We start from the raw sequence: 26,336 nt of genomic DNA, 5'->3' as shown, positions 1-26,336 counted from the left end.
TTCTACTTGAACCCCGACGTGGAGGACGATCGCTAGCGTGCTGCCTGGAAGCCCACGTGAACGGATTGGAAGGGTACCGAGCGATGCGATACACCACGAGACGGTTCAGGCCGAGCGGTTCACGGACGGATCCAATCGAGCAGGTCTTCGGTAACGATGTCCGTCGTAGCGGTGCCGCCCAGGTCGGGTGTCCTGGGCCCATCCGAAGCGGCGAGTTGTTCGTCGACCGCACGGCGGACTTCGGTCGCCGCGTCCGGTTCGCCGAGATGGTCGAGCATCATCGCTCCAGTTAGTATCGACGCAAGCGGGTTCGCGGTGCCCTCGCCAACGATATCGGGGGCTGATCCGTGTACTGGTTCGAACATCGAGGGATGTGTTCCCTCCGGATTGATGTTACCTGACGGAGCAAGACCGAGGCTGCCAGTGACCGCCGCTGCGACGTCAGTGACGATGTCTCCAAACAAGTTCGAGGCGACGAGGACGTCGAACTTGTCGGGCCGCTGGACGAGATCCATCGCGGCACGGTCGACGAGTAACCGTTCGACCGTCACCTCGGGGAACTCCTCGCTTACTTCTTCGACGATATCGTCCCAGAGCACCATCGAGTAGGTCTGCACATTCGACTTCGTGACCGACGTTAGGTGTCCGTCGCGGTCGACAGCTGCCTCGAACGCTCGGCGGACGATGCGTTCGGTCCCACGGCGAGTGAAGGTTGCGCTCTGAATTGCGACTTCGTGATCCTGGTTGCGGTGTTCGCGACCACCGACGTCGGCGTACTCTCCCTCCGTGTTCTCGCGATAAACGACGAGGTCGATCTCGTTGCCTGTATACCCACGCAGTGGGGACTCGATGCCGTCGAATAGAACATTTGGTCGTTTACATATGTACTGGTCGAATCCCTTTCGGATCGGCAGGAGCAGTCCGCTGAGCGTAATGTGGTCGGGGACATCCGGATGGCCAACAGCACCGAGGAAGACGGAATCGAAGTCCTCGAGCTGGTCTAGCCCGTCCTCGGGCATCATTTCGCCTTCGTTCAGGTACCGTTGACTACCCCAGTCGAACGTGTCGAGCTCGATGTCGAAATTGTTTGACTCGGTGATCGCTTTGAGGACCGTCATGGCGGACTCAGTGACTTCGTTGCCGATACCGTCGCCTGGAACAACCGCTATTTCGTGAGTTACCACATGTCTATTCTACTTTTTTAAAGCAAGTAAGTTACTGTTGTGGCTGTTTTCTCGACGGGAAATTATATTTCTATAGTTAGGGTTATATTACTTTGAATGTTACTATTATAATACCCCTGCCATATTATCCGTGATGTATGATCACTCAAATTTTAATCATTATCATAGATCGAACGCCACGAAGATCGTATCGAAGAACTACAGACCCAGAAGGACTAGACAATCCTATCACTCCACGAGAAAGTGAACCAGCAGGAGGTCAATCTCAATCGCCCCGAGAAAAACGGGAGCGCGTCATCCAGGAGACCGATGATATTAAGACCGAGATTGAGTGACGTGAAGGACTGGAGGATCGTCGAGAGGAGATCACCAAAGAGCTAGAAGACTTGCGGACGCGAATCGACCAGATCGAAGCAAAAGCTACGGAATCGTTCGATCAGCAGATGGAGGTGTTACTCGAGACACTCGAGTACGACAATCTCGCTCGGATCTGGATCGAGCGGACTGTGAGTGAGGTCAAGAAGGGCCGCTAGAAAGTATCAGAGAACCAGTTCAAACTCCAAATCGTTCGCGAGTCCGAGAAGGGCATGGCATACGAGGATACGCTTCGGCATCTGTCGGAGAGTGAGCGCGAAGTGACAGGGTTCGTCTTCGCCCTTGCGGGCTATCTCGTGCACGACGTCCACGAACAGGTTCCGTTCATGCTGTTGGACTCTCTCGAGGCGATTGATTCTGACCGAATCGCAAGGTCATCGATCACTTCGAAGCGCACCCTGGTTATCTTATCGCGGCGTTGCTCCCTGAAGACGCTACCGCCACCTCCGATTCGTATACTGTAGTCGACAATATATAGCTCGGCAAACAAACTATCACGCGGAGGTGCCGGAAATTTGTCTATTAATTCGTTGCCCACGCTTCGGTCGGCCAGAAGCGAGCCCGGGGCTCGCGATAGGAACATCAAATATCTTATAGGAAATAATTAAGGGTATATTGAAAATATATATTTAGGTAAGGTCAAGGTGTGACTGTAAGCCCATAATGAGTCTCGAAGAGTACCCTGACGAGGAGACAAGTGACGAGATAGCCGACCCAGACGATTCTGCGTTAGCAACAGCACTCCACCAAGTCGACAAAGCATCGCAGTACGTTACCGTAGAGCCGGGAGTGATCGAGCGGCTCAAGAACCCCACCCGGGTGGTCCAAGTGACGGTTCCCCTCAAACGTGACGACGGGTCGATCGAGACGTACACCGGTTATCGTGCCCAACATGATGACGTCCGTGGCCCGTACAAAGGCGGTATGCGCTATCATCCCGAGGTTTCTGCCGAGGAGTCACAGGGGCTCGCCATGTGGATGACGTGGAAGTGTGCCGTAATGGACTTGCCATTTGGTGGCGCAAAGGGTGGCATCGTCATCGATCCGGACGACCTCTCCGAGGGCGAAATGGAACGGCTCACTCGTCGGTTTATCGAAGAATTACGCGATGTCATCGGACCGACGCGAGACATCCCCGCCCCCGATATGGGTACCGGCCCTCAGACGATGGCGTAGATGATGGATGCATATCGCATGCAGCAGGGTGAGACGACGCCGAGCGTCGTCACCGGCAAGCCACCGGTTATCGGCGGGAGCAAGGGCCATGAGGAGGCTCCCGGTCGCTCCGTCGCCATCATCACCCACGAAGTCATCGACTATCTTGACCGGGACCTTTCGGAGACCACCATCGCCGTACAGGGCTATGGCTCCGTCGGTGCCAACGCCGCTCGTGCCCTCGATGATTGGGGTGCCAACGTCGTCAGTGTCTCAGACGTGAATGGCGTAATCTACGATCCTACTGGCCTCGATACGCACGCCGTTCCCTCCTACGACGAAGATCCAAACGCCGTGACAACCTACGACGCTCCAACGCAACTCGACACTCATGAAGTGCTTGAACTTGACGTCGACGTCCTCGTCCCGGCCGCGATTGGCGGCGTCCTCACCGAGGACAATGCTGACGACGTCCAGGCCGACATCATCGTCGAAGGCGCCAATGGCCCGACGACGAAGGAAGCTGATACGATCTTCGAAGAGCGTGAGATACCAGTTATTCCTGATATCCTCGCGAACGCTGGTGGAGTCACCGTCTCCTACTTCGAATGGCTCCAAGACATCAACCGTCGTCAGTGGGACCTCGAACGTGTGCATCGAGAGCTCGAAGATCAGATGCTCTCCTCCTGGGAGGAAATCCGTAAGATCCACGAAGAAAAAGACGTGACCTTCCGTGAGGCCGCGTACGTGGTCGCACTTGAACGTATCGGGACAGCAAAATCCACCCGTGGGCTCTGGCCGTGACATCGCCTGTTGCAGCCGGTTCATCTTGAATCAGCCCTCGAGCATGGTACCTGCTGGCCCTATAAGCCGACCGATAACGTTGACGGTTCAGACATCACTTCACTGTCTATGGGTAGTCCCCGTTCGGCCACGTGAACGCGAACGATCCCCCTTAGAGCTCAGCGCAAGTGAAGATCATACTCAGCGCCCGGTACTCGGCGACCAATGATTGTACCTCCGCTTGGCCGAGGTCCACCAAGACGCCCCGAAGTTGGCCGTACGCGTCGCCGTTGACGGCGTCCCCGCTACACTTGCTTTTCTGACTATCGTCGCGCATCTCGATGACGATACTATAGTAGATATTAGAAATAATTACTCACCTTTGGTATAGAGAGTCAATCAAGAGCGGTATCAATGGCTGTTGTGAGTTCAGAAAGTGAATCAAAGAACTGGTTGCTTAGTGCTGATTGAAGTTGTCTCCAGCACTCTTCGACCGGATTGAGCTCTGGCGAGTACGCCTGCAATCTCACGAAGGCGAGGTCGTCACGGGCCGCCAGGTCCGTGACGGCCGACGCCCGAAAATACGGTGCTCCATCCAGTACAATGATCAGATTATCTTCGAACTCGTTGCATAATGCGAGAATTGGAGGTACACGACCCGGACGACGTCATCTGACGGCCACCAGTAGACGAAGCCCCAGCCTATGAGTTATGTCGTAGCAGGCCTTACACAGGGTATGCGCGAACTCGTCTTCGCTCTCGAATACGAGCCGGGATGCAACAGGGTGGCGGACGCCCTCGCCGACCACCCCGACTCTCGCGTCCGCTCGCTCTCACTCCACGCCACTGCCGACCGTCTCTGGCGGGTTGACCACGCCACCGGAACCCCCGATGCGCTCGATGACATCGAGGACGCCTTTTTCACCGGTGACTACTACGCTGACTGTCTGGCGACCGAGCACTGCGGTGCCACGCAGACCACCCGCATCCTCGACCGCGCGGACGACACGCTCATCCTCTACACCGACTGGGAGCGCACTCCCGCCTGCACCTCGGTTCCCCACATCGTTCGTGACCACCTCGGCGACGGCGTTCTGTTCGAGACACGTCACGAGGGACGCCACTACACGTGGCGGCTCATTCACTCCGGCGAAGGCGATGTGGCAGCGTTCTTCGATGCCCTCGAGACGGCCGTCGGAGAGTGCGCCCAGATGGAGATGCTCCGAACCGCGGACACGACGACCTCGGCAGGGGGAAGCGACGGGACACAGACCGGCCTGACTCCGGAGCAGGAGGCCGCACTCCAAGCTGCCGTTGAGCACGGCTACTACGAATCTCCGCGAGAGGTCGACGTCGGCGAGCTGGCCGAGCATCTCGACGTGCCGCGGTCGACGCTTACCTATCGACTGCGCCGAGCGGAGGAACATCTGGCGAAGCAGCACGTCGCCGGCGAGCGGGTGGCGGAAGAACGGCTGGCACCGCGCTGACCGCCGGAATTGGAATATTCCAACAAAGACATATCGAACTCTCACTCCTACCGTAAGGTGATGACACCATCCGACCGGGATTCACACGAACCAGGTGATGAATCCCCTTCTCATGACCACGAACACGGGAACGATCATGTCCATCACAACAATGGACAGGATGCCAACCGCGTAACCGCAACCTCGTCGAATCAGGCCGACGTCGCCCAGTTCTCTGTCCCCGAGATGGACTGCCCGTCCTGTGCGGGAAAGGTAGAAAATAGCGTCCAAAAACTCGACGGCATCACTGCCGTTGACCCTCAGGTGACTACTGGGACACTCTCTGTCTCCTACGAGGAGAGTCGAACGGCTCCGGGCGAAATCGCCGAGCGCGTCAAGAAAGCCGGCTACACCGTTGAATCTGGCGTCGGTGAAACAACCGAGAAGTTCACCGTCCCCGAGATGGACTGCCCATCCTGTGCGGGGAAGGTCGAGAACGCCCTCGACGAACTCGACGGCGTTACCACCTACCAGACTCAACCAACGACCGGGAAGGTCGTCGTCACCTATGATCAGTCCCACGTCTCCGCGGACGGGATTACGCGCGCCATCGAAGGTACCGGCTACGACGTCACGGAGACGACCGCCTCGGGCGAAGCCGACGGTGACGCCCTCGCAGAGACTGAGAGTGTCTGGCGCAGCACGCGAGCGATCAAGTCGTGGATCAGCGGCGGCTTCACCCTGCTGGGCCTGCTGTTCGAGTTCGTCCTCAGCGGGTTGAATTCCGAGTTGCTCGCCGCCGGCAGCGTGGCGTTCTCGACCGCGGACTTCCTCTTTCTCGTCGCCGTCGTGACCGGCGGCCAGGAGATTATCCGGGGCGGCTACTACTCGCTGCGCAACCGGAACTTCGACATCGACCTCCTGATGAGCCTCGCCATCATCGGCGCCGTCACCGTCAGCCTCGGCTTTGGCGAGGGGCTCTACATGGAGGCCGCGTTGCTCGCGTTCCTGTTCAGCGTCGCCCAACTACTTGAACGCTACTCGATGGACAAGGCCCGCAACTCCCTCCAGGAACTGATGGACCTCTCCCCGGACGAGGCAACCGTCGTCCGCGACGGCGAGGAGGTCACCGTTCCGGTGGACGACGTTCGCGTCGGCGACGTCGTCCGTGTGAAGCCGGGCGAGAAGATTCCGATGGACGGCGAGGTTGTTGACGGCGAGAGCGCCGTGAACCAGGCGCCCATCACGGGCGAGAGCGTGCCCGTGGACAAGACCGGGGGCGACGAGGTGTATGCTGGCACAATCAACGAGGAGGGCTACCTCGAAGTGCAGGTCACCTCTGAGGCGGGCGACAACACGCTCTCGCGAATCATCGAGATGGTTGAGGACGCCCAGGGGAACAAGACCGAGCGCGAGCAGTTCGTCGAACGCTTCGCCGGCTACTACACGCCTGCCGTTGTCGCGTTCGCCGTTCTCGTCACCATCGGGACGCCGTATCTGCTCGGCACCGCCTGGGAGCAGTCCATCGTCTACGGCCTGACGCTCCTCGTCCTCGCGTGCCCCTGCGCGTTCGTCATCTCCACGCCCGTCTCCGTCGTCTCCGGAATTACGAGCGGCGCGAAGAACGGCGTCCTCATCAAGGGCGGTAGCCACCTCGAAGCGATGGGCGACGTTGACGCGCTCGCCGTCGACAAGACGGGCACCCTCACGAAGGGTGAACTCGCCGTCACGAACGTCGTCGCCCTCAACGGCAACACCGAGGAGGATGTCCTCCGGTGCGCACGCGGCCTCGAATCGCGCTCCGAGCACCCCATCGGTGAGGCCATCGTCGAGCACGCTGCCGAGAACGATCTTGGAAAGCGCTCGGTCGACACCTTCGAGTCGGTCACCGGGAAGGGCGTACGCGCCGACCTTGACGGCGAGACGCACTATGCGGGCAAGCCCGGGTTCTTCGAGGAACTCGGCTTCGATCTCACGCACGTCCACGCTGTCACCGACGGCGGGGTCGTCACGCAGACCTCCCAGCAGCTGTGCGAGCGGAACGGCTGTCTCGATCTCCTCGAGAACACCATCCCCGACCTCCAATCCGAGGGGAAGACGGTCATCCTCGTCGGCACCGAGGACGAACTTGAGGGCGCCATCGCGGTTGCCGACGAGATCCGCCCGGAGGCGAGATCCGCGGTCGCACGCCTGCACGACCTTGGGGTTGAGCACGTCGTGATGCTCACCGGGGACAACGAGCGGACCGCACGTGCCATCGCCGACGAGGTCGGCGTCGATGAGTTCCGCGCGGAACTCCTCCCCGACGAGAAGGTTGAATCGATCCGCGACCTGGACGAGACTTACAACGGTATCGCGATGGTCGGAGACGGCGTGAACGACGCGCCTGCACTCGCGACGGCGTCGGTTGGGATCGCGATGGGCGCGGCCGGGACCGACACCGCCCTCGAGACAGCAGATATCGCGTTGATGAGTGACGATCTCTCTCGGCTCCCCTACCTCTACGAACTCTCACACGACGCGAACGGCATCATCCGGCAGAACATCTGGGTGAGTCTCGCCGCGAAGGCCGCGCTCGCGCTCGCCGTTCCGTTCGGCCTCGTCCCCATTTGGGTGGCTGTCCTAATCGGGGATGCCGGGATGACTCTCGGCGTGACAGGGAACGCGATGCGTCTCTCACAAATCACGCCCGTCGAAGACTGATACGTTCCCCATGTCTCCTTCCCTCTCGTTAGGCCCGACGAGTCCCCAGAGGCACGGTTGGATGCCCTCGACAGTCCGCACCTCGTCGCGAACGTCTTGGAGGGCCACGAAACACTGACGCAGCGAGAGATTGCAGAAAAGATGCGGCTCCCGCAGCGCACTATTCGCTACGCGCTCACAGTCTCGACGAGGCCAATTTCGTCATCCCGAAGGAATCCTTTCAGGGGTGGCCGCCAGCAGCGTTCGCAGCCTTCCACAACGCGACCCACTGACCTTGACACCCGCCGGCCAAATCTTACAACACGCTGAATTAGTTCGGGCTCTACTAGATCTGTTTTTTAGTTGGTGGTTTGTAGAAATCCAAACGCAGAATCTGTGAACTCCAGCAACTGCAAAAGATATAGTAATATAGTATTTATAGAGAGTTATATTGTACGCTTAGTTGATCGAGCGTGCCGAAAACAGGAGAATTAAGGACTATTTGAATTACTTGTCTAAATACCAGTTTGACATAGTAACTTTACGAGGGTCGCTACTGTATGCGAATCCGAATAGATGGATTCCAGCGAGAGAAAGGTTCCTGACCGCTCGAGCGGTGGGAGAAACGCCGTCAGAGCAGTGAAAGAGCGCTACAAGAAGACTCTCTCCGGCCGATCGAAGGTCACAGTCGACCACGTCCTCGAGGAGTGGATCGATCACTTCGGCCTCGAGTCGTTCGACAAGATCAACCGCGACTTGTGCCGACGCTACGGTGAGTATCTAGCTGATCAGACCGACTCTGACGATCGTGAACTCTCAGCGTCGACGGTCCATACCTACTACGACTACATCCGCGCGCGTTCCTGTCGTTCGCAGTCCGTGACGGTCATATCGACACGAATCCGGCGAATCGGAACGACGCCGACGAGTTCCTCCCGCAGATCACATCCCAGCCCGACCGGCAGTTCTGGTCGTCGAAAGAACGGGAGATGACACTTCGGTTCTGTCGCGATCGCGTCGATAGCGCGCTCACGCCACCGCAGGTCCCGCCGAAACTTCGCCTCGAGCGGTACCGAGACCGAGTGATCGTAACGATCCTCAGTCTGACCGGGGTCCGCGGCGCGGAGGTCTTCGCAGTCTCGAGAGACAACCGTCGCAACGGGATCACGTGGGACGATGTCGACCTCGAGGGGAATACCATCACCGTGCTAGGGAAGGTCCGTCGTGAAGACAAGGATCCATACCAGCAGGCTCAGCTCCCGCCGCGGGCAGCGTCAGCGCTCGAGAAGTACAAACGAGTCCTCAAGCCACCGACAGAGGAGTGGCCGGTCTTTCCGACGAACCACTACCCGTCGAAGAAACAGGCGCTCGTCGACGAGTTCTCAGAGGCACGCATCGAGACGATGCTTAAACGAAAGTCGATCGACGAGCTGCTACGCGAGCACGAAATGCCGCAGCCGTCCCTGTCGACGAACGGCGCTCGATCGATCCTGCAACGGCTCTTGGAGCAACTGGACGGCGCGTATGATGACCTCGAGTATGACCCGGGAGGGTATCTGAAACCCCACGGCGCACGTCGCGGTATCGGCCATGAATTGTACAAAAAAGGGCACGCCGAGGTCGCACAGAAATCGCTCCGGCATACGTCGATGGACGTCACCGATGAGTCCTATCAAGACATCCAAGCCAGCGAGACGGCACAGGCCGTTGACGAGATTCTCGAAAATGCCAGCGATTGATCTGCCTATGAGCCTTACAGCGCTCCCCAGAATAGGATATTAGGAGCGCAATCGTCACCCCAGCTACGAATCCGGTCTGGAACCGTTGTCATTTCATTCTCATCTCACGTTCTCTTTAAGCCCTTCCCAGAACAACTCGACGTAGCCTCTTGGTTCATCTCGAATACTGAGTCTCTATCACTTGAGCAGTGCACTTCATGGTTTCTTATATTAAATCATCTGTCTAATTATATATTCAATAGACACATCTATTTTAGTGATACTGGCTGTCTGAGCAGTTGTAGGTGGATATTCTATCTATATAAACTAAGTGCCGCTATATAATACCTGGTTTCTGGTCGGATACGAATGCGCTGCCGACGTCGCGGAAGCTTCCGTCCGCGAACTCCATCGAACGCCGAGGATCACCGAGACCACTGCGCAGTGTATTCGGGCCGCCGCTCGAGAACAATGCAGGTGGGAGCACACCTTCATCTCTGAGATCGCCGACTCCGTAAACGCGGATCGGACCGAGGTGGCGGATGCCTATGCGGACCTCGCTGCAGCGTTGGTTCCACCTGAATCGGCAGAAGAGAGCCTTTTACTCCTCTTTGGTTCGGGTGCCGGCCGATCTGTGGTCCAGCTCGATGAGTACGCAATACGGTACCGCCACTACCTGTTGCAGGCTGGCTTCGATCGGATCGAGGACGTGGCCCAGGCCTCCGTCGACGAACTGACCGAAGCCCGGTATATCGGTGACGACCTCGCACAGTACTTCAAGGAGACTGCGCAGGAGAAACTCGATGGACTGTCGGAAACGCACGAGACGTCCTCCGACCCGGCGGAGGGCTCGACACGAGGGGGGGTGTGGTCAACCCACCACTGACCGTGAAGGCGCTACCGGACTTACTGAGGATTCAGATTCGACGGAAACCGATAACGGCGGTGAAACAGTGGCTGTCGAAGGCGACCGCGACGGTGAATCAGGTGACGCTGCCGGAGTGGACGAGACGAGCGGTGGCAGTGATTTCCCTGACGACGACAAAGGCGGCGGCCCCCTCGAGAGCGAGCGATTCCCACAGGAGATGGTCGATCGCGACCAGTGGTTCCTCTGGAAGCAGACGGACGACGGACGGAAGATCCCACGTGCACCGTGGGAGACTGGAGATGCGCTCCGGTACGTCGACGCGATGGATCCGGCGAACTGGACCTCCTTCCGGGAGGCGTCGCGCTGGCGGTCGAAGCTCCCCCACGACCTCGATCTGGCGTATGCTATCACCCGCAACGATGACGTCGTGTTTCTGGACCTTGATGACGTCGTGATCGACAGCGAACCAAGCTGCGCTGCACAGGACCTGATCGACGACACCGATTCGTACGCTGCAATCTCCACCTCAGGTACCGGCGTTTACATCTTCGCTCGCGGTCGTCTTTCGGACGGCATCAAGTCGCTCATCGGGTCACTTGACGAGACCGGAGACCAGACGCTGGAGGTCTATGATCGAAACCGATTCGTCGCAATGACCGGCGATCACCTCGAGGGGACGCCGACGCAGTTGACGAGGGCCGAGACGCTGCTGGCGCGACTGGAGGACGAGTTCGCATCAGTCAGCATCGAGACGCCTGATAGAGCGACTAGAGACCCCCAGCGCGGACGCGAAGAACTAGCTGCTTGATCTCCTGCCGATCATATTCAACCAGCAGCGTAACCCAGATAGCTACAATCTCGGGATTAGTCTTCGTCAAGCGACCGGCCAGATAATAATCTCACCATTCAAACATATCACACGAGTATATTTATAATTCGATATCGCTGTTCCGAGGGGTTGTGTTCAGATAAGATTGAAGGAGTGAGATGTGACGTATTCAAAGTGATTCATTCCCGATGGTCGCCAGTTCGACTCGGATTTTGTGGAGCGCGAAGAAACATTGATACTGTTGATAAATCTCAGTTTTAGTTCCATCTTGCTGTTCTCTCGCTTTCGAAATCCATTCGGATTATAGATATATCTGGTGTCGAACGGACTCGATCGACTGTTTATAACTAGGTTCACAAGGCGGATCTACAGCCACCAGTTAGGAAACAGCTGGATCACGTCGCGATTAACGAGTCGGTGATCCGGCTCGGCAATGAACAATATTGCTGTATATATCTGTCGATCTAGAGTCAAGCGTATTACCCCATACAAAGCTTATCACGACTAAAACAAAGGTTATAGCAATTCGTCCTTCACAGATTTGTGCGAGAAACGCGGAATCAATGACACTGTGTTTCTCGTCGACAGCGATAAGTCACTGAACTACGCCTGTCAACGGTATGGCCTCGATTTCAGATACGAGCGACATGGAAATCAAAACAGCGTCGAACGTATCTTTTGTTAGATAAGACGCCGAAATTCTCGTTCTCAAACTTCTTTATCAATACTTACTCAGAAACTACTGGTTAGTTCATCAAATCATTCGCCTTCGCATGGAACCAGCTTATCCGAACACGATGGCGTTGTTGATGAGAACGTTGAGCCGGCCGAATTCGTTGACCGTTGCTTCAACCATTCGGTCCATCTCAGATCGGTTCCGGACGTTACACTCGACCGGGAGAATTTCTCCCTCGGTCACCTCGGAGATGGCTTCAGCGGCGGCAGTAACGTCCTCCTGATTTCTAGAGCAGATAGCCACGTCCACCCCACCGAGGCGAACCTTTTGGCCGTGGCTTTTCCGATTCCACTGCCTCGATCATGACGTCCGAAGAGCGGGCCTTCGACCGTGGCGGATTCGGGGCGGTCCTGGGCACGAAGAACGTAAAGGCACTCACCTTCGACGGCGACTCCGCGCTGAACATCGAGATCTCGGCAAGCCAGATGGAGATCTACCGCGAGGCCGCGACCGACAACCACATTATGAAGCGCCAGGGGACGATCACGGTGATGGACCTCGCCAACGAGATGGAGTGCTGCCCTCCTACCACTTCTTTGAGCACCAGTTCGAGGGCGTTGAGGGCATCAACGGCGCCGGCGTCGAGAAGAAGAAGTACAAGAAGGAGACCTGTTCGGCTTGCGCGTTCGCCTGCAAGCTTCCCACGAGAGACGATGTGGAGGGTGTCGAAACGGAGGGCCCCGAGTTCGAAGTCGCGATGGCCTTCGGGTCGAACTCCGGAGTCGATGACATCGTCGAGGTGATGAAGTCCAACGAACTGTGCGACCAGTACGGCCACAACGCTATCTCGGCGGGTAACACGGTCGAGGCCTACCTCGCTGCCGAGGACGAGTTCGGCAACGATGAACTCGTCCGCGAACTCGTAGAGAAGATCGCCCATCAGGAGGGAGTCGGTGACCAGCTTACCGAGGGGAATGGCGCTGAACGACACCAGCGTCGTCTGCAAGTTTTCCCGCGACTACATGACCCTCGAGCGCTACGAGATGCTGTTCGGCGCCGACTTCGAAGACCTGCTGGCTGTCGGCGACCGCATCGTCACTCTGGAGCGTCACTTCAACAACCAGCAGGGGTTCGACCGCGTGGACGATGCCGATCTACCCTACGACCTGCCGGACTTTCAGCGGCCCTCAACGAGTACTACGACGCTCGTGGCTGGAGCGACGGTGTCGTCCCTGGTGAAGCCCTGCCCGAAGACCGTACAGCCGCAGAAACCTGACACCGCGATGGGCGAGCCCGTTCGCCCTGCCCGTATCGATGGTAGTGTTCGTGAGTCCACGCGAAGGCGAACGCTCGAAGCCAATCTTCGTCGGTTTCCGCTTCAGCGTGGCTGAAGCAATACGATCGACTTGTACGTTCTAGTCCTCACCGACCATAACTTGCTTCTCTTCGCTAACTGAGGCCGTGTCCCATTGCTTGATCAGCCAGTACGACAGTGCGGCGACTGCAATCGGGACGGCCCCGTAGTAGAGTGCTAGCCCCAGGTTTCCATTCATACCGCCCATCCCGACGGTGTCCGCGAACGGCCGATACCAGAACACGTACATGATCGCTGACAGAATGACTCCCATACCCATCAGGCCTTTCGTGTACGTCACCGTTCGGTTGACTTTCGTCAGGTCATAATCGCCAGTTGCCCGAACCATCTCTTCTCTTCGCTCGACCGCGGTCGGACTGGGTTCGGTCAGGTAACTCGCCACTACGATCGCCACCGTGCTAAGCACGAACCCGATGATTACAGAGTGAAGGTATGTCGGGAGAGTTAGCCCAGCGTATTCCTGGAGCGCTTCGGTGACGATTACTGCGAAGAATCCGACGACGATTCCCCAAAAGGCGCCCGCTTCGGTAACGCGTTTCGAATATATGCTAAGGAAGCCGATCGGCCCCCACGACGCAGCGAACAACGTCGCGGCGAAGTACCCGATCCACATTACAGCTGGCGGCTGGAAATACGTCATCACGAACACGGCGACGGCGACGACCACCATGAAGAGTCGACTCAGCCACAGGAAGTCCTCTTCAGTGTAATCGTCAAAGTAGTCGATGTCCGAAACTTCTGCGAGGTCCCTGTTCAGACTGAATCCGACGAGAGAGAGGAACGTAGAGCAGGACGATAGTCCAGCAGCCACGATTCCGGAAATCACAATGACACCGACCGCTAGCGGGAGAGTGTTCTGAGCCGCCCAGACGAACACCATATCAGAGGGTGAGATATCGGCATTGATCAGACGGATGCTCGGGATGGCCAGCACAAAGATCAGGTATAGCAGCATCAGGATGCCCATACTGAAGAGGCCCGACCGCAAGATCGTGTGTTCGTCCTTGGCCATAATATACCGACTCGTCTGCCACGGGCTGATTGCCACGACCATCCCCCACACGAATCCGAGGGTGATCGCCCAGATGAGAGACGTGATGGGTCCACCCATGTAATCACCCTCACCCATATAGCCGTGCCAGGCGAGCATATCGGGATTCGATGACGCTAGCTGCTGGATGACCTCAGGCCACCCACCCGTGGCGATCACGATGAATGGACCGGCGATTACCGTGGCGCCGACGAATATCAAGAACATGATCGTGTCGGTGATCACGACGCCCTGTGAACCCGAGTAGAACGTGAACGAGACGTAAGCGAGTACGACTATCAACACGCTCCATCCGTAGCTGATCTGCGCAATGTCTTCAAGCAGGAGCGAGAGTCCCTGTGTAATTGCGACCAAGTACACACTGAGTCCCAGTATCAAAGTCAGCCCAGCGATGATCCTGACGCGGTTCGAATCGAATCGCTTTCCGAAATACTCCGGGACAGTCAACGGCTTCATCTGGTAGATGTACCTACCGAAGAAGTAAGAGCCGATCACGTAGCCCGCCGCGTTAAACGGAAGTAACACCAACAGGAGGTATCCGTATCCGTCGTAGACGAACCCCAGCTCACCTAGGAACGCGACGGTACTGAGGAACGACGCGACCAGTGTTCCAACGATCAGCAACGTCGGAGCGTTTCGACCGGCGACGTAGTAGTCGGCCATGTCGTCTACGAGTCGACCGGCGTATCCACCGATGAGGACGAACGCTACTAATGATATGCCGACACCTATTACGAATGAGTTAACCTCTACCATGCATTTCAGTCCCGCCCAATACCCCATAAAGATTGTTATATATTACACCCACGTATTCGGGTGTATTATATAGAACGTATCTCGTTATGCTTCTGGACGTGAACCAATCCTGGAACCCGACGAGGCTCGGACGTCCGTCGGTTACTGGGTCACCACTGTCGATAAAGAGTATGGCGTGCCGCTTCGGAACAGTGCTACGTTCCGACTGCGATCGCTTCGATTTCCACCATAAGTTCCGGTTCCGCGAGTTCGTCGACCACTGCCAGCATCCCGGTCGGGTACGGTTCGGTAAGATACTCTGTACGAACGTCCTTGATCGTCTCGTAGTACTCCGGATCGGTAATACTGTACCGGAGCTTGACGACGTTATCGTACGACGAGCCGGCTGATTCCAGCGTTCGGCCTAAGTTCTCGAAGCACTGCTCGACCTGGGCGTGGATGTCGTTCCGCCCGACTACGTTCCCGTCTTCGTCGTAGGCGATTTGACCGGAGGTGACGACGATGTCGGCGTCAGCCGGGATACGCGCCACTTGGGAGAAGTCGGCATCAGTCTCCCAGTTCGTCCCAGTATGGAATGTCTCGAAGGTCATAAGACCACCTAATGAATGATTTTCCAAGTGTTTAACGTTTTCTCCGACAGAGGGATCCTTACGATCTCTCGACAGGATCAGATCTCAGTTGCCGCTTTGAATCCCTCCCAGACGGCTTCGTCTAGCGACCGAGGAGCCCAGCAGTCACCGACTCGTTCGACCTGCGCCCCCTCCGCAACGAGGTTCCGATAGAGGGAGTAGTCGGCCTCGCCACCGTGAGCGAAAACAACTGTATCGACGCCGTGACGTTCGTCGACTGACTCGGAAAAGAGGTTCTCTAACTCGATATTCGACTCCTTGACTTCACGAACGCGGTGATGGGGCGTCAACGTTACATCGAGTTCGTCAAGCTTTGCGAGCAACTGATTCTGCCGGTACTGCTGGACCGACTCTCCGGCCGTGTACGCCGAGGTGATCACCTCGATGTCGTGTTCCGATCCGAGCGTACTTGCCAGGTCGAGTGCACTCCAGTTTCCGTCCCAGTCGGATACTACGATCGATTCGCCGAGTTCTTCGGGGTTTTCGAGCGCTTCGACGGCGGTCACCGCGTGCGCATCGTCATCGATAGTAATGTCCGGTTTCCGTCCATGACTCCCGATTGCGAGAAGATAGACGTCGTACCCGGAAGACTGTCCCGGATCGAACTCGACTCCTCGTTCGATATCGACCTCGTAAGCCTCGAGTCGATTCACCATCGCCTCGACCCACTCGCCGTACGCACCACGGTGGTCGAGGTCGGCATACGTCCGTATCTTTCCACCGAGGACGTCTCGTTGTTCGAAGAGCGTCACCTCGTGGCCACGCTCCGCCGCTGTAGACGCCGCAACGAGACCGGCTGGTCCGCCACCGATGACCGCGATCTCTTTGGCGGACTCGGCCGCCTCGAGCGTACGAAACTCTCGTTCTCGGCCCGTAACTGGGTTCATCGTACAGCGGATCGGGAGCTCCTCTTGGTACCTCCCTATACAGCCCTGATTGCAGGAAACACAGGGAAGGATATCCGACTCGCGGCCCTCGGCTGCTTTGGCAGGCATGTCCGGATCCGCGATGAGCGCCCGGGTCATTCCGACGACGTCAGCTGGACCGTCGCTGACCATCTCTTCACCTTTCGCAGGGGTATTGATACGCGAGGTGAGGATAAGCGGAGATTCGATCACTGAGGCGACTGCCTCGCCGGGCGAACGGACGATCTGTCGGTCCTCGGAGGCTGGCGGGACGATGTAGCTACACCCCTTATGGGTGCTCGAACTCCCTACGACGACGCTCCAGTAGTCGAACGTGGCGGCCTCGTCAAGATGCTGGATTATTGGGAGTGTTTCCTCCAGAGAGAGTCCGTGCTTGTGTTTCTCCTCAGCACTGAGTCGAATACCTACGGTAAAGTCATCACTCACACGATCCCGAATCCGGTCGGCGATCTCGACGGTGAAGCGACATCGGTTCTCGAGACTCCCCCCGAACTCGTCAGAGCGATCGTTTAGAGACGGATTCCAAAATTGTGCGGGGAGATAACTATGCGAGCCGACGATTTCTACCCCATCTAACCCTGCACGGTCCATCCGTTCGGCTGCGTCTGCATACGCCTCGATCATCTCATAGACTTCGTCCGTTTCCATCGGACAGGGAATAACATGCAGTCGCTCAGTTGGCGTATCGGACGGCGCTGGGGCTGGCGGCGCGTAATCGCCGGAATATCGTTCCCGACCACCGTGGAATAGCTGACAGAATAGCTTGGTTCCGAGGCTGTTGATCTCCTCCGCGAACGGTCGGTACTCGTCAACAATAGCATCTCGGCTAGCATCGATCGTGTGGTCCGTTAATAAACCGCTTTCATGAACAGAGTGAGCCTCAAGAACGATGAGGCCAGCTCCCCCCTGAGCACGGGCGCGATGGTACGCGAAGAAGTCTTCCGTTGGCAGGTAGTCCTCGACCAAAGTCGTCTGGTGACCGGAACTCATGATCCGGTTCCTTAGCGAAACAGGCCCGAGATCCGTCTCCTGGAGTAAGGTCGGATATGCCATATGATGGCAAAAGGCATCGACATATATAGTATTTTCTCAGAGTAGATGCCGACCACTGCTTCACGTCGTCTGCTGCGTCGATACACTGGCCGAGCGCGAAGCACGCGAAACCTGCCTCAAGGAAGAGTCGTTCGATTTTTGCGACGGAGCCCAGTGGGAACTTTCCAACAGACTACTCTGACGAGATGGTACGGCGGGGATTCGAGTTCACCGAGGTTCGGAGATCAGCTGGTCGAACGAGACCGGTGATTTTCGATTCCGTCTATTACTCTCCTGTAGAATAACGTGACCGCGGTATCAATAGAGTATCGCGACCCCGCGGGGCAGCACGCCGCGATTTTCGCTCTTCTCCTACTCGTATCGCAGTCGAAGCTCGACCTCGTTCGCCGCTTCCCGCACGGCTGTCAACAGCGTTTCCTTGTACTCCGAATTCTCGAATCGCGTCGAGGGAACCGCGATGCTGATACCACCCAGTATTTCGTCTCCGTGGATCACCGGAGCGGCAACGGCTCGAAGCCCCTCAATCTCTTCCCCCATGTTGTATGCAGTTCCCCGTTCCCGGATTTCGTCTAGTTCGTCGTACAGCTCTTCTGGGTTCGTTATCGTATTCTCCGTGCGTTTCGGCAGTCCGTGATTCTGGATGATCTGGTCAACCCTTGTCCGATCCATATGTGCCAAGATCACCTTCCCCCCGGCCAAGTAGTGCAAGTTCGCACGGAGCCCTACACGTCCGGTGGTTTCGGTTGCCCGCTCACCTACACTCTTGTCCAAGAATATTGCTCGACCGTGCTCCTCTACGATTAGATAGACGACTTCTCCGGTTTCGACGGCCTTCTGTTCTAGAATCGGCGTGGCTGTCTGCGCCAATCGATCTTTGTTCTTGACGTGGATTCCGTAATCTAAGAACTTGAAGCTGAGTCGGAACTCGTTTCCTTCCCGCACGACGTATTCGCGAGCTTCCAACGTGGCCAGATAGTCGGAAACGGTGCTATTCGCCAGACCCAACTTGGTAGCGATCTCTCCAATCGTAGCACCGTTCTCTTCCTGGATGGTATCGAATATATCGAAAACATTGTCCGCTGTTTTTATCCGCCGTGTCGGTCCAGTTCCAGTCATATCGAAGACCTAGCCGGGTGAACACTTAAAAATGTCGGGCTTTTAATTTGTGCTCTCTTTTTTAAGCCCCATCAATTTCGGTATAATGTTGGTATGAACAGAGTAGCGTAAAGCCACGACGGCGGGATTATTTACATTCATACGACCGTAAATAGACTCGTGTACAGCAATGGGCCTGCATTCTTTGAGCGATTCGGTCGTAGCCCTTGGACGATGAGGACCTCGTACAGGACTCTCCCTTTGACGTTTCAAGCGGAAAGTCGTTCGCCGAGTCCCTGCTGGAGACCACTTTCGCGTCTCCCCCAGTGTCTATCGCCAATAAAATCTGATATATTCGATATTATCGATCTCACTCGAGTCGAGAACGCATCGGAGCATCTCCGGTGGAACGGTCTGGCCCAGATGAGCGAGCGCGGCGAACGCGATCTCCGACCCCGTCGTCGCTTGGACGCTGAGCGGGATGCCTGCGGCGAGACACATGTCACGGTGCCGGCGCCCGGGTGTCAGCCCGCCGCTCGTCGATATCTTCAACCCGATACCGTCGACCGCGTCGTCGGCAATCGCCTGCAGTATCGACTCGTCGCTGTTCGCCAGTTCGTCGAAATACATCGGAACGTTGCTTCTCCGCCGTAGTGAAACGTTTTCACGCCACGTCTCGCAGGGGTTCTCCAGTACGAAATCGAGACCCGACGGCAGGAGGGATAGCACGCGTAACACGTGTTCGGCGGTCAGTCCACCGTTGCCATCGACGATGAAGAACTCGTCGTGTTCGGCATCCGCCAGCGCTCGCTCGATTCGAGTCGCGTCCAGCCCGGGGCCACCGTCCGATTGCGAGGCCCCGATCTTGATTGAGTGGCCTTTGTACCCTCTATCGCGATAGTCGGCGACTCGCTGGCGCATCTCTTCCGGGTCACCGGCGTGGATCGAGGAGATGAGCGGCATACTCGTGTTCGTGGTGCCACCCAGGAGGTCACACACGGGCATGTCGGTCGCTTTTCCGAATAGGTCCCAACACGCCACGTCGATCGCGGTCTTCGCGTGCTTGTGTCCCACTAACGACTGGTCCATGGTCTCGTTCACTCGATCGACGTGACGCGGGTCGCAACCGAGTACCGAGTCTGCCATCTCTTCGATACCGGCCCGAACGCCGCGTGCGTGGGCAGCGACGTAGTTCGGACCGAACGGTGTCGATTCCCCCCCTTCCTTCCAGGCCGTCGTCGGTAGCGAGTCGAACGATAGTCGCATTGAACTCGGAGTACGTCCGGCCGCCGGACAGGTGGTAGACACCACCCGAGTACGGAAGGTCGACTTGGCAGACGTCGATCGATTCTATCTGCATACTCGACCTCTTATTCGGGACCGGTCGGGGCTGTTCGTCTGAACGCTTCGTCTCTTCGTCGAACCTGTGGTGTTAGTTCTCATTGGTATGCGTATCCGCTTCGTGGGTAGTGGATGTCGTTCAGCACGCTAGAGCGCTTTGACTTAGTCGATTGGTATCAACACACACAATACGAATTGGTGAAATCCGTATTAAATCTTTACCTTCGTGGGATCGATATACGAGGCTTGATTTCAGTGTTTCCTTCGTTTGACGACGGAAACCGCCACACTGCCGCTGGTTCTACGGCTACATGACTCCTCGCGAGTCGTCTCTCGATTCGAAACACTGGCTCCGCGTACGCGTGGCGAAGCCGATGCTCGAGCAGAATACGTCTTCCAGTGATTCGACAGAGCCGAATTCTCCGGTCGAGGCCCGCTCGAGTATATTACATACGTACTCTCGTAAACCCATCTGGTAACTTCCGTTCATGCGCTGAAAACCGGACCAGCAGCGAGTCTATCCCGATATTCGGGTTTATCGAACGTCTTGCTAGCAGTTCTCTAGATCAGACTTTCGACACTCCTATCCCGACGCGTGTGCGACCGTTGTCTCGTAGCTGTGTTTCTCGGGACACTCGGTTCACGCACTCCGCGAGCGAGTCCGGACCCACTGCTCCACCCCGTCACGGTTGAAGTGTTGCATCCGTTCGCCGTAGTCGAATCAGAGACCTCACAAAATCCATCACCCAGTGCGAACCAAGAGGTCCACACGCATCTTCTTCCGCTCTCGAACGCCCCTGCTCGACTGGGCGCATCAGCGTCACTACCGAATCAACCCTCGGCTGGCGTGAAACGCCATCGTCTATTATCGAAACGACTCGCTCGAGGATGGTGGTACAGTAAGTCGGTCGGGAATCAGTTCTCACCGTCTCACCGCCTCGTTCACCGTTCTATCTGTTGTACAATAACCTTTATGAGGTTCACCGTGATAACTATTCACGTATGGCTGAAAGCAATCAGTCGCTCGCCCGTAGAAGTGACCATGCGAAATCAAATAAACTAGCGAAGAAGCTCCAAGACGTTCCGGTGATCGATGTGGACGTCCACACGTCGTTCCGTAACGAGGGGATCCAGCGGGATATGCTGGAATACCTCGATGAGCCGTATCGGACCCAGCTGGAGTACAACCTTCGGCCGGATACCTCCTCCTACGACGGAATGTATCCGACCGACACCTGGGACCGCGATATGAGTGGGAAGCTACCCACCGAATTGATGCAAGTAACGGATCCCGTCGAAGATATCGAAGAGGTGCTCTCCAACGAATTTCACGTCGACTATCCGATCGTCAACCATCTGCCGGAATTTAATAGCATTCCACAGACGGATAAGGCAGTCAACCTGAACAGAGCCGCCAACGAGGTGATGGTCGATCGATTCCTCGAGGGCCACGACAACTTCTCGGGGCTGGCAACCGTCGTTCCCCAGGACCCCGAAGCCGCCGTCGAAGAGATCGAACGAGTTGCGCAACACGACCAGATCGTCGGGATTCTCCTGAACACCAGCGGTGTCGGGACGCCGCTCGGTGATCCGGAGTACGATCCGATATACCGTGCTGCGGAGGACAATGACCTGCCCATGGTATATCACGGAGCTGCAGCCGCCGACCTAGCGATCGACTTCCCGATTCTCCAGTACGAACTCAACTCCTACTTCGCGAATCACTCGCTCGCTCACATTTTCTCGCAACTGCTAACCCTGACAAGTCTGATCGAAAACGGTGTTCCGGAAAAGTTCCCCGATCTCGATTTTGTATTCCAAGAAGCGGGGGTCGCTTGGGTTTCGCTCGTGTACCGGCTGAATCGGGATTACAAGGAGCGCCGAAGCGAAGTGCCACTTCTCAAAAAACCGCCGGAAGACTACGTACGTGATCAATTCTACTTCCTCACTCAACCCCTCGAGGAACCGAACAACGCTCAGCACCTACAACAGCATATCGAGATGTGGGCAGACAACCTCATGTTCGGAACGGATCATCCCCACTTCGATATCGATAACACGGAAGTGTTGATGCGACACCTCGAATCACTGTCCGAGGAGAAACGAAATAAAATCCTCTACGGTAATGCCGCTGAGGTCTTCGACATCGAGGTGAATCTATGAGTACAAAAAAACAGGACCTGAGCCTGGCGGAGAACGAGCATATTGTCGCTCAAGAAGATGAACTAGCGGATGGCGATCGTATCGTCGTCCTCCTCAACGGACGCGAGGTCGGTGTATTCAATGTCAACGGCGAGTACAAAGCATACACTAACTGGTGTGCACACCAAGGTGGTCCGCTTTGTGAGGGGCCGGTTACCGGGACTGTAGAGGCAGACTTTGATCGCGACTCGCTCGAGGTCGAACTCGATTGGTGCCGGGATGGAGAAGTCCTCAACTGTCCGTGGCACGGCTGGGAGTACGACATCACGTCGGGACAGTGCCTCTCCGACTCGGACGTCAAGCTCCGTTCATTCCCCGTGCGCGTTGAGCAGGGGAATGTTATCGTCTCGACGTAGGTCGCCGTGAAAGACCGCCGACAGGGATACGGAAGGCGGAAGCAAGAGCTTCTTTTGCGTTTTCGAGATTCGAATAGCGCATCCGAATTACTATGTTGCGTGCGTGCGTTTGTCTCTCTATGGGCGACGACAGTCCCGACGAGCAGCCGTCGTGGTGGAAGCAGAACGAACAATTACGTGCGGAACTCGATCTCCCGACGTACGATGCGCCGGTCTTCACTGACGAGACGTACGTTCACGAGGTCGTTAGCGCCTTAGAGGAGGAATACCGTTGTGACATCCAGTTCGCCGATCCGACGCCGGGGGCGGACAACGACTGGGAAATCCGCGTCAACGGACGGCCAGTTCGAACCGTCCGCCGATGGCGTGATTCGGAGGCGAACACGGTTTTCGAAATGACTTCTCAGGAGTTTCGGGAGACGATAACCGAGGTGTTCGACGACTGAGTGAGAACGAGCCGTCGTATCCCTCCCCGATCGTTTTGTAGAACGGATCGACGGATGGCCCGCCACATCGATACGAGACCTCGACCCGATACAAAAATACGACGAGGAGGCACAGATTCGCTACGCCCTCGAGCGAGGCCATCTGCACGGCTGCGATCCGTTCCATACAGCCGAGTCCCACCCTATCGCCGCCTACCGATAGCTCGGCCGCTTTGGTTGCGCTACGAGTGGCACCCGCGTCTCGTCGACTAGTAGTTCATGTAGACCGTTTTCGTCGTCGTGAAGAAGTCAAGGCCGGCGTCACCCTGCTCGCGGTACGTGTTCGTTGAGGAGTTCTTGTACCCGCCGAAGGGAACGTGCAACTCGAGTCCGGTCGTCTTCTCGTTGACCTTCGCGACGCCGGCTTCGATCTCGTCGACGAACCGATTCGCCTCGGTGAGATCTTGCGTGAGGATGCTCGCGGAGAGCCCGAACTCGACGTCGTTTGCGACCTCGAGCGCCTCCGCGAAGTCCGAGACCGCGATCACTGACAGCACCGGCCCGAAAATCTCTTCCTGAGCGATCCGCATGTCGTTCGTCACGCCGGAGAATACCGTTGGTTCGACGAAGTGCCCGCGGTCGTACTGCCCGTCCGAAAGTCGACTTCCGCCGGTTTCGATGGTCGCCCCTTCGTTCGCACCGACGTCGATGTACTCGAGCGTCGACTCGAGTTCGTCGTCCGAGACGTGCGGGCCCATGCCGGGATTCTCGAGCCCAGGACCGACATCGATCGATTCGGCGTGGGCCGTGATCGACTCGAGGAACTCGTCGTACACGTCCTCGTGGACGATCGCACGGGAGCAAGCGGTACAGGACTGACCGGTCGTTCCAAACGCGCCGCCGCCGACGATTTCGGCGGCCTCGTCGACGTCGGCACTCGGCATGACGATCGTCGGATTCTTGCCGCCCATCTCGCACTGGACGCGTTTGAGATCGTCCGTAGCGGCGCGTGCGACCATCGTTCCGACCGACGTGCTTCCGGTGAACGAGATCCCGTCGACGGCCTCGTGGTCGTACAGTGCGGCCCCGACCTCGCTACCCGGTCCGGTGACGAAGTTCACGACGCCGGCGGGAAGTCCCGCTTCGTCGAGACAGTCGACGATCGCGTGCGAGACGGCAGGTGCCTCCGAGGCCGGTTTGAGGATCACGGTGTTCCCGCTCGCGAGGGCTGGGGCGAGTTTCCAAGCCGGAATCGCGATCGGGTAGTTCCACGGCGTAATGAGTCCAACGGTTCCGAGCGGTTCGCGCTTGGTATGTAGTTCCGAATCGGTGCTGCTCGAGGGTTTGACAGTCCCATCGAAGTCCCGCGCCTTCTCCGCGTAGTAGTAGAAGATGTCGATCGCACGCTGCACTTCGCCGGCGGCCTCGTCTCGTGTCTTCCCCTCCTCGCGACAGAGCGTCTCAGTGAGTTCATCAGATCGGTTCTCGAGGAGCGACGCCGTTCGACGGAGAACGGTGCCGCGTTCCGGTCCGGGAGTCCCGGCCCACTCCGACTGTGCGTCGACGGCGGCCTCGATCGCCCGGTTCGTGTCGGCGGCCGACGACAGCTGGAAACGTCCGACAACCTCGTCAGTGTCCGCTGGATTCGTTACTGGGTACGTGTCGCCAGTTTTGGACTCGATCCACTCGCCGCTACAGTAGTTTCTATAGGTCCGTGGCATGCAGACGTATATTTCTCGAGACACCGTCTTATCTCTTTGGGAATTGCTGGCTTTCCGCTCGCCATTCCAACCGACCAGCGGATCTGGAGTCCGACTCCGATCGGCATCAAACGGCTACGAGCTTGTCCGGATCGGTTCGATCACCGTCGGAGCCGTCCGTCGAGGAACAAGTTCGATACCCTCGGACCCGAAACCGATCGTCACGTCCCATGCTGGAGAGAGCCAGAAAAGGAGGAGTCGATCCGTTCGCAGAAATACGTATCGAGGGAACCGCCCGTAGATCACCTCCTCAATTCGTCATCACACAGTGGTCGACGTAGCGAGTGCGCCCCGCTCGGCGCGTTGCGGCGTACTCTGGTTCGAGTCAGTCGGACGCCGTCGGTGTGGTAGCGTCTTCGGGGACCGACTCGGCGACGAGGTCGAAACCACGAGCCTCCATCTCCTCGAAGTATCGTTCCGGATCGAGACCGCTCGTCTCCGTGATGAATACCCCGTCGGTGTCGGTTTCGCCTGCGGCCATCAGTTGGAGCGTCACGGACATCGGGACGCCGACGTATATTCCGTACTCCCGCATGGTCGTGATTTCGTTGCCGTCGAAGAACGGGTACGGCTGTTCGAGATGGAAGACCGCGGTATCTTCCTGCTCGTCGACCGTTCCAGTGACCTCGACTGAGAGGATCGTCTGAGGGGTCCAGTCCTGATCTGCGAGTAGGTCGTCGGGATCGCCCCACTGTTCAGCGCGCTGGCCTTCGCTCTTGACGTGATCTTGAAGCGTTTCGAGGACGTCCTCGTTCTCCTCGTCGAACGCGTTCATCGCGTGTAACGTCTGCTCGTACCGCTTCCACTCGTCGTGCCAGACTCCCCGCGTGATGACGTTATTGATGTCCGTCTCCTGAGCGATCGGCGCTTTCGGGAACGTTACCGGTTCGGGATGGGAGATCACGTATGTCTCTCGCTCACCGATCGGCGATGGGAATTCGAACTGCCGTTTCTGACTGAACGCGGGGAGATCGTTGACGACCGCGCCGTCGACCCACTTCGCTCGTTCGTCGACGTTCGGGTCGTGTTCGTAGGTCACGGTGTCGGTCAACCCGGGTGTCGTCTGCGTCAACAGCCGCAACATTCCCCAGTAGAAATTGACTTCGTCCACTTCGTCGAACTGCTGACAGCCCAGCATTCCGAGAGCGATCGTGCTCACGAGGCCACCGTTGGCGAACCAGAGTTCGTTGTCTGCAGCGGCGAACTCGTCCGAGCGGTCCAGGATCTGGTCGAAGTCGAACGCGTTCAGATCGACGCCGCTGATACCACCGACCTCCTCGATCGCATCGAGAACGTTGTCTTCGAACTGGTACGGCAGTCCGTTGACGACGTAATCGGCGTCCTCGAGGACGCGGATCAGATCGTCCGTGTCGGTCGCATCGACCGATTCGTAGGAGAATCGGTCGTCGTCGATGATCTCGAGTAACCGACGACTGTTTTCCTCATCGAAGTCCGCGATGACGACTTCGTCGAAATCCGAGGTCTTGTACAGGTCGTAAACGCACCCGGAAGCCATGGCTCCGGACCCTCCGAGGACTACTGTTTTACCGGTCATACTAGCAATCAATATATCGGGGTCATCCGTGTTAACTCTATGCATCTCATCCGGGATTGACGATTCCGCTAACTAC

General features: G+C 57.3%; 18 protein-coding genes and 5 pseudogenes. 13 read left to right on the top strand and 10 right to left on the bottom strand.

Annotation, left to right across the window (positions count from 1 at the left end; genetic code table 11):
* Window positions 1-119: 119 nt before the first annotated feature.
* Window positions 120-1,184: a tartrate dehydrogenase gene (locus ACSFC7_RS25915; protein WP_436348156.1), complete on the bottom strand. Its 1,065-nt coding sequence runs from the start codon at window positions 1,182-1,184 to the stop codon at window positions 120-122.
* A 386-nt stretch (window positions 1,185-1,570) separates the two neighbouring features.
* Between ACSFC7_RS25915 and ACSFC7_RS25910 the strand changes: the two genes are divergently transcribed.
* Together ACSFC7_RS25910 and gdhB are read left to right on the top strand one after the other, a co-directional pair.
* Entirely contained in the window at window positions 1,571-1,717 is a 147-nt protein-coding gene (locus ACSFC7_RS25910; protein WP_436348155.1) for a hypothetical protein, read from the top strand.
* Between the two features lie 505 nt (window positions 1,718-2,222).
* Window positions 2,223-3,518: pseudogene (gene gdhB / locus ACSFC7_RS25905) on the top strand (glutamate dehydrogenase GdhB).
* 374 nt (window positions 3,519-3,892) lie between these two features.
* Here the strand turns inward: gdhB and ACSFC7_RS25900 are convergent.
* Window positions 3,893-4,141, bottom strand: a pseudogene (locus ACSFC7_RS25900) (transposase); the annotation flags it as partial.
* A 93-nt stretch (window positions 4,142-4,234) separates the two neighbouring features.
* Here ACSFC7_RS25900 and ACSFC7_RS25895 point away from each other — a divergent pair.
* The 7 genes and pseudogenes from ACSFC7_RS25895 (at window position 4,235) to ACSFC7_RS25865 (ending at window position 11,810) form a co-directional block, all read left to right on the top strand.
* Window positions 4,235-4,984, top strand: coding sequence for a helix-turn-helix domain-containing protein (locus ACSFC7_RS25895; protein WP_436348154.1), 750 nt, complete (start codon window positions 4,235-4,237; stop codon window positions 4,982-4,984).
* A gap of 60 nt (window positions 4,985-5,044) precedes the next feature.
* Entirely contained in the window at window positions 5,045-7,666 is a 2,622-nt protein-coding gene (locus tag ACSFC7_RS25890; protein WP_436348153.1) for a heavy metal translocating P-type ATPase, read from the top strand.
* Between the two features lie 555 nt (window positions 7,667-8,221).
* A complete protein-coding gene (locus tag ACSFC7_RS25885) occupies window positions 8,222-8,638 on the top strand; it encodes a phage integrase SAM-like domain-containing protein (protein ID WP_436348151.1) in 417 nt (138 codons plus the stop codon).
* Window positions 8,635-9,384: a hypothetical protein gene (locus ACSFC7_RS25880; RefSeq protein WP_436348149.1), complete on the top strand. Its 750-nt coding sequence runs from the start codon at window positions 8,635-8,637 to the stop codon at window positions 9,382-9,384. The genes ACSFC7_RS25885 and ACSFC7_RS25880 overlap by 4 nt, the downstream gene beginning before the upstream one ends.
* 613 nt (window positions 9,385-9,997) lie before the next feature.
* Window positions 9,998-10,249, top strand: a complete 252-nt coding sequence (locus tag ACSFC7_RS25875; RefSeq protein ID WP_436348147.1) for a helix-hairpin-helix domain-containing protein — start codon at window positions 9,998-10,000, stop codon at window positions 10,247-10,249.
* A gap of 67 nt (window positions 10,250-10,316) precedes the next feature.
* Window positions 10,317-11,039: a hypothetical protein gene (locus ACSFC7_RS25870; protein WP_436348145.1), complete on the top strand. Its 723-nt coding sequence runs from the start codon at window positions 10,317-10,319 to the stop codon at window positions 11,037-11,039.
* A gap of 202 nt (window positions 11,040-11,241) precedes the next feature.
* Window positions 11,242-11,810: pseudogene (locus tag ACSFC7_RS25865) on the top strand (IS6 family transposase).
* Window positions 11,811-11,844: 34 nt separating this feature from the next.
* Here the strand turns inward: ACSFC7_RS25865 and ACSFC7_RS25860 are convergent.
* Complete coding sequence (locus tag ACSFC7_RS25860) at window positions 11,845-12,039, bottom strand: SDR family NAD(P)-dependent oxidoreductase (RefSeq protein WP_436348144.1); 195 nt, start codon at window positions 12,037-12,039, stop codon at window positions 11,845-11,847.
* Window positions 12,040-12,089: 50 nt separating this feature from the next.
* On the opposite strand from ACSFC7_RS25860, the pseudogene ACSFC7_RS25855 reads away from it, so the two are divergent.
* Window positions 12,090-13,012 (top strand): annotated as a pseudogene (locus ACSFC7_RS25855) (aldehyde ferredoxin oxidoreductase C-terminal domain-containing protein); the annotation flags it as partial.
* A gap of 139 nt (window positions 13,013-13,151) precedes the next feature.
* Here the strand turns inward: ACSFC7_RS25855 and ACSFC7_RS25850 are convergent.
* From ACSFC7_RS25850 to ACSFC7_RS25830, 5 genes and pseudogenes are all read right to left on the bottom strand, one after another.
* Entirely contained in the window at window positions 13,152-14,918 is a 1,767-nt protein-coding gene (locus ACSFC7_RS25850) for a sodium:solute symporter family protein (protein ID WP_436348142.1), read from the bottom strand.
* Between the two features lie 194 nt (window positions 14,919-15,112).
* Window positions 15,113-15,508: a RidA family protein gene (locus tag ACSFC7_RS25845; RefSeq protein WP_436348141.1), complete on the bottom strand. Its 396-nt coding sequence runs from the start codon at window positions 15,506-15,508 to the stop codon at window positions 15,113-15,115.
* Between the two features lie 77 nt (window positions 15,509-15,585).
* Window positions 15,586-17,526 (bottom strand): FAD-dependent oxidoreductase, encoded by a 1,941-nt coding sequence (locus ACSFC7_RS25840; protein WP_436348139.1) that lies wholly within the window; start codon window positions 17,524-17,526, stop codon window positions 15,586-15,588.
* 351 nt (window positions 17,527-17,877) lie between these two features.
* Window positions 17,878-18,642: an IclR family transcriptional regulator gene (locus ACSFC7_RS25835; protein ID WP_436348138.1), complete on the bottom strand. Its 765-nt coding sequence runs from the start codon at window positions 18,640-18,642 to the stop codon at window positions 17,878-17,880.
* A 321-nt stretch (window positions 18,643-18,963) separates the two neighbouring features.
* Window positions 18,964-19,981 (bottom strand): annotated as a pseudogene (locus ACSFC7_RS25830) (mandelate racemase/muconate lactonizing enzyme family protein); the annotation flags it as partial.
* A 983-nt stretch (window positions 19,982-20,964) separates the two neighbouring features.
* Between ACSFC7_RS25830 and ACSFC7_RS25825 the strand changes: the two are divergent.
* The 3 genes from ACSFC7_RS25825 (at window position 20,965) to ACSFC7_RS25815 (ending at window position 22,966) form a co-directional block, all read left to right on the top strand.
* The gene (locus tag ACSFC7_RS25825) at window positions 20,965-22,125 is read left to right on the top strand and encodes an amidohydrolase family protein (protein ID WP_436348137.1); all 1,161 of its coding nucleotides are present in this window, start codon (window positions 20,965-20,967) and stop codon (window positions 22,123-22,125) included.
* Window positions 22,122-22,520, top strand: a complete 399-nt coding sequence (locus ACSFC7_RS25820) for a Rieske (2Fe-2S) protein (RefSeq protein ID WP_436348136.1) — start codon at window positions 22,122-22,124, stop codon at window positions 22,518-22,520. The genes ACSFC7_RS25825 and ACSFC7_RS25820 overlap by 4 nt, the downstream gene beginning before the upstream one ends.
* Window positions 22,521-22,639: 119 nt before the next feature.
* Window positions 22,640-22,966, top strand: a complete 327-nt coding sequence (locus ACSFC7_RS25815; protein WP_436348135.1) for a hypothetical protein — start codon at window positions 22,640-22,642, stop codon at window positions 22,964-22,966.
* A gap of 248 nt (window positions 22,967-23,214) precedes the next feature.
* Here the strand turns inward: ACSFC7_RS25815 and ACSFC7_RS25810 are convergent, their stop codons facing one another.
* A complete protein-coding gene (locus tag ACSFC7_RS25810) occupies window positions 23,215-24,666 on the bottom strand; it encodes an aldehyde dehydrogenase family protein (protein WP_436348133.1) in 1,452 nt (483 codons plus the stop codon).
* Between the two features lie 364 nt (window positions 24,667-25,030).
* A complete protein-coding gene (locus ACSFC7_RS25805; RefSeq protein WP_436348132.1) occupies window positions 25,031-26,260 on the bottom strand; it encodes a saccharopine dehydrogenase family protein in 1,230 nt (409 codons plus the stop codon).
* Window positions 26,261-26,336: the final 76 nt, after the last annotated feature.

Source organism: Natronorubrum halobium (assembly GCF_051351675.1).
Lineage (GTDB): Archaea > Halobacteriota > Halobacteria > Halobacteriales > Natrialbaceae > Natronorubrum.
This window is presented reverse-complemented; position numbering and strand designations above follow the sequence as displayed.

Excerpts from the sequence above, each read along its gene's own strand:
- ACSFC7_RS25895 (WP_436348154.1), top strand. The coding sequence starts at position 4,235 with ATGCGCGAACTCGTCTTCGCTCTCGAATACGAGCCGGGATGCAACAGG.
- ACSFC7_RS25890 (WP_436348153.1), top strand. The coding sequence starts at position 5,045 with ATGACACCATCCGACCGGGATTCACACGAACCAGGTGATGAATCCCCT.
- ACSFC7_RS25885 (WP_436348151.1), top strand. The coding sequence starts at position 8,222 with ATGGATTCCAGCGAGAGAAAGGTTCCTGACCGCTCGAGCGGTGGGAGA.
- ACSFC7_RS25880 (WP_436348149.1), top strand. The coding sequence starts at position 8,635 with ATGACACTTCGGTTCTGTCGCGATCGCGTCGATAGCGCGCTCACGCCA.
- ACSFC7_RS25850 (WP_436348142.1), bottom strand. The coding sequence starts at position 14,918 with ATGGTAGAGGTTAACTCATTCGTAATAGGTGTCGGCATATCATTAGTA.
- ACSFC7_RS25845 (WP_436348141.1), bottom strand. The coding sequence starts at position 15,508 with ATGACCTTCGAGACATTCCATACTGGGACGAACTGGGAGACTGATGCC.
- ACSFC7_RS25840 (WP_436348139.1), bottom strand. The coding sequence starts at position 17,526 with ATGGCATATCCGACCTTACTCCAGGAGACGGATCTCGGGCCTGTTTCG.
- ACSFC7_RS25835 (WP_436348138.1), bottom strand. The coding sequence starts at position 18,642 with ATGACTGGAACTGGACCGACACGGCGGATAAAAACAGCGGACAATGTT.
- ACSFC7_RS25825 (WP_436348137.1), top strand. The coding sequence starts at position 20,965 with ATGGCTGAAAGCAATCAGTCGCTCGCCCGTAGAAGTGACCATGCGAAA.
- ACSFC7_RS25820 (WP_436348136.1), top strand. The coding sequence starts at position 22,122 with ATGAGTACAAAAAAACAGGACCTGAGCCTGGCGGAGAACGAGCATATT.
- ACSFC7_RS25815 (WP_436348135.1), top strand. The coding sequence starts at position 22,640 with ATGGGCGACGACAGTCCCGACGAGCAGCCGTCGTGGTGGAAGCAGAAC.
- ACSFC7_RS25810 (WP_436348133.1), bottom strand. The coding sequence starts at position 24,666 with ATGCCACGGACCTATAGAAACTACTGTAGCGGCGAGTGGATCGAGTCC.
- ACSFC7_RS25805 (WP_436348132.1), bottom strand. The coding sequence starts at position 26,260 with ATGACCGGTAAAACAGTAGTCCTCGGAGGGTCCGGAGCCATGGCTTCC.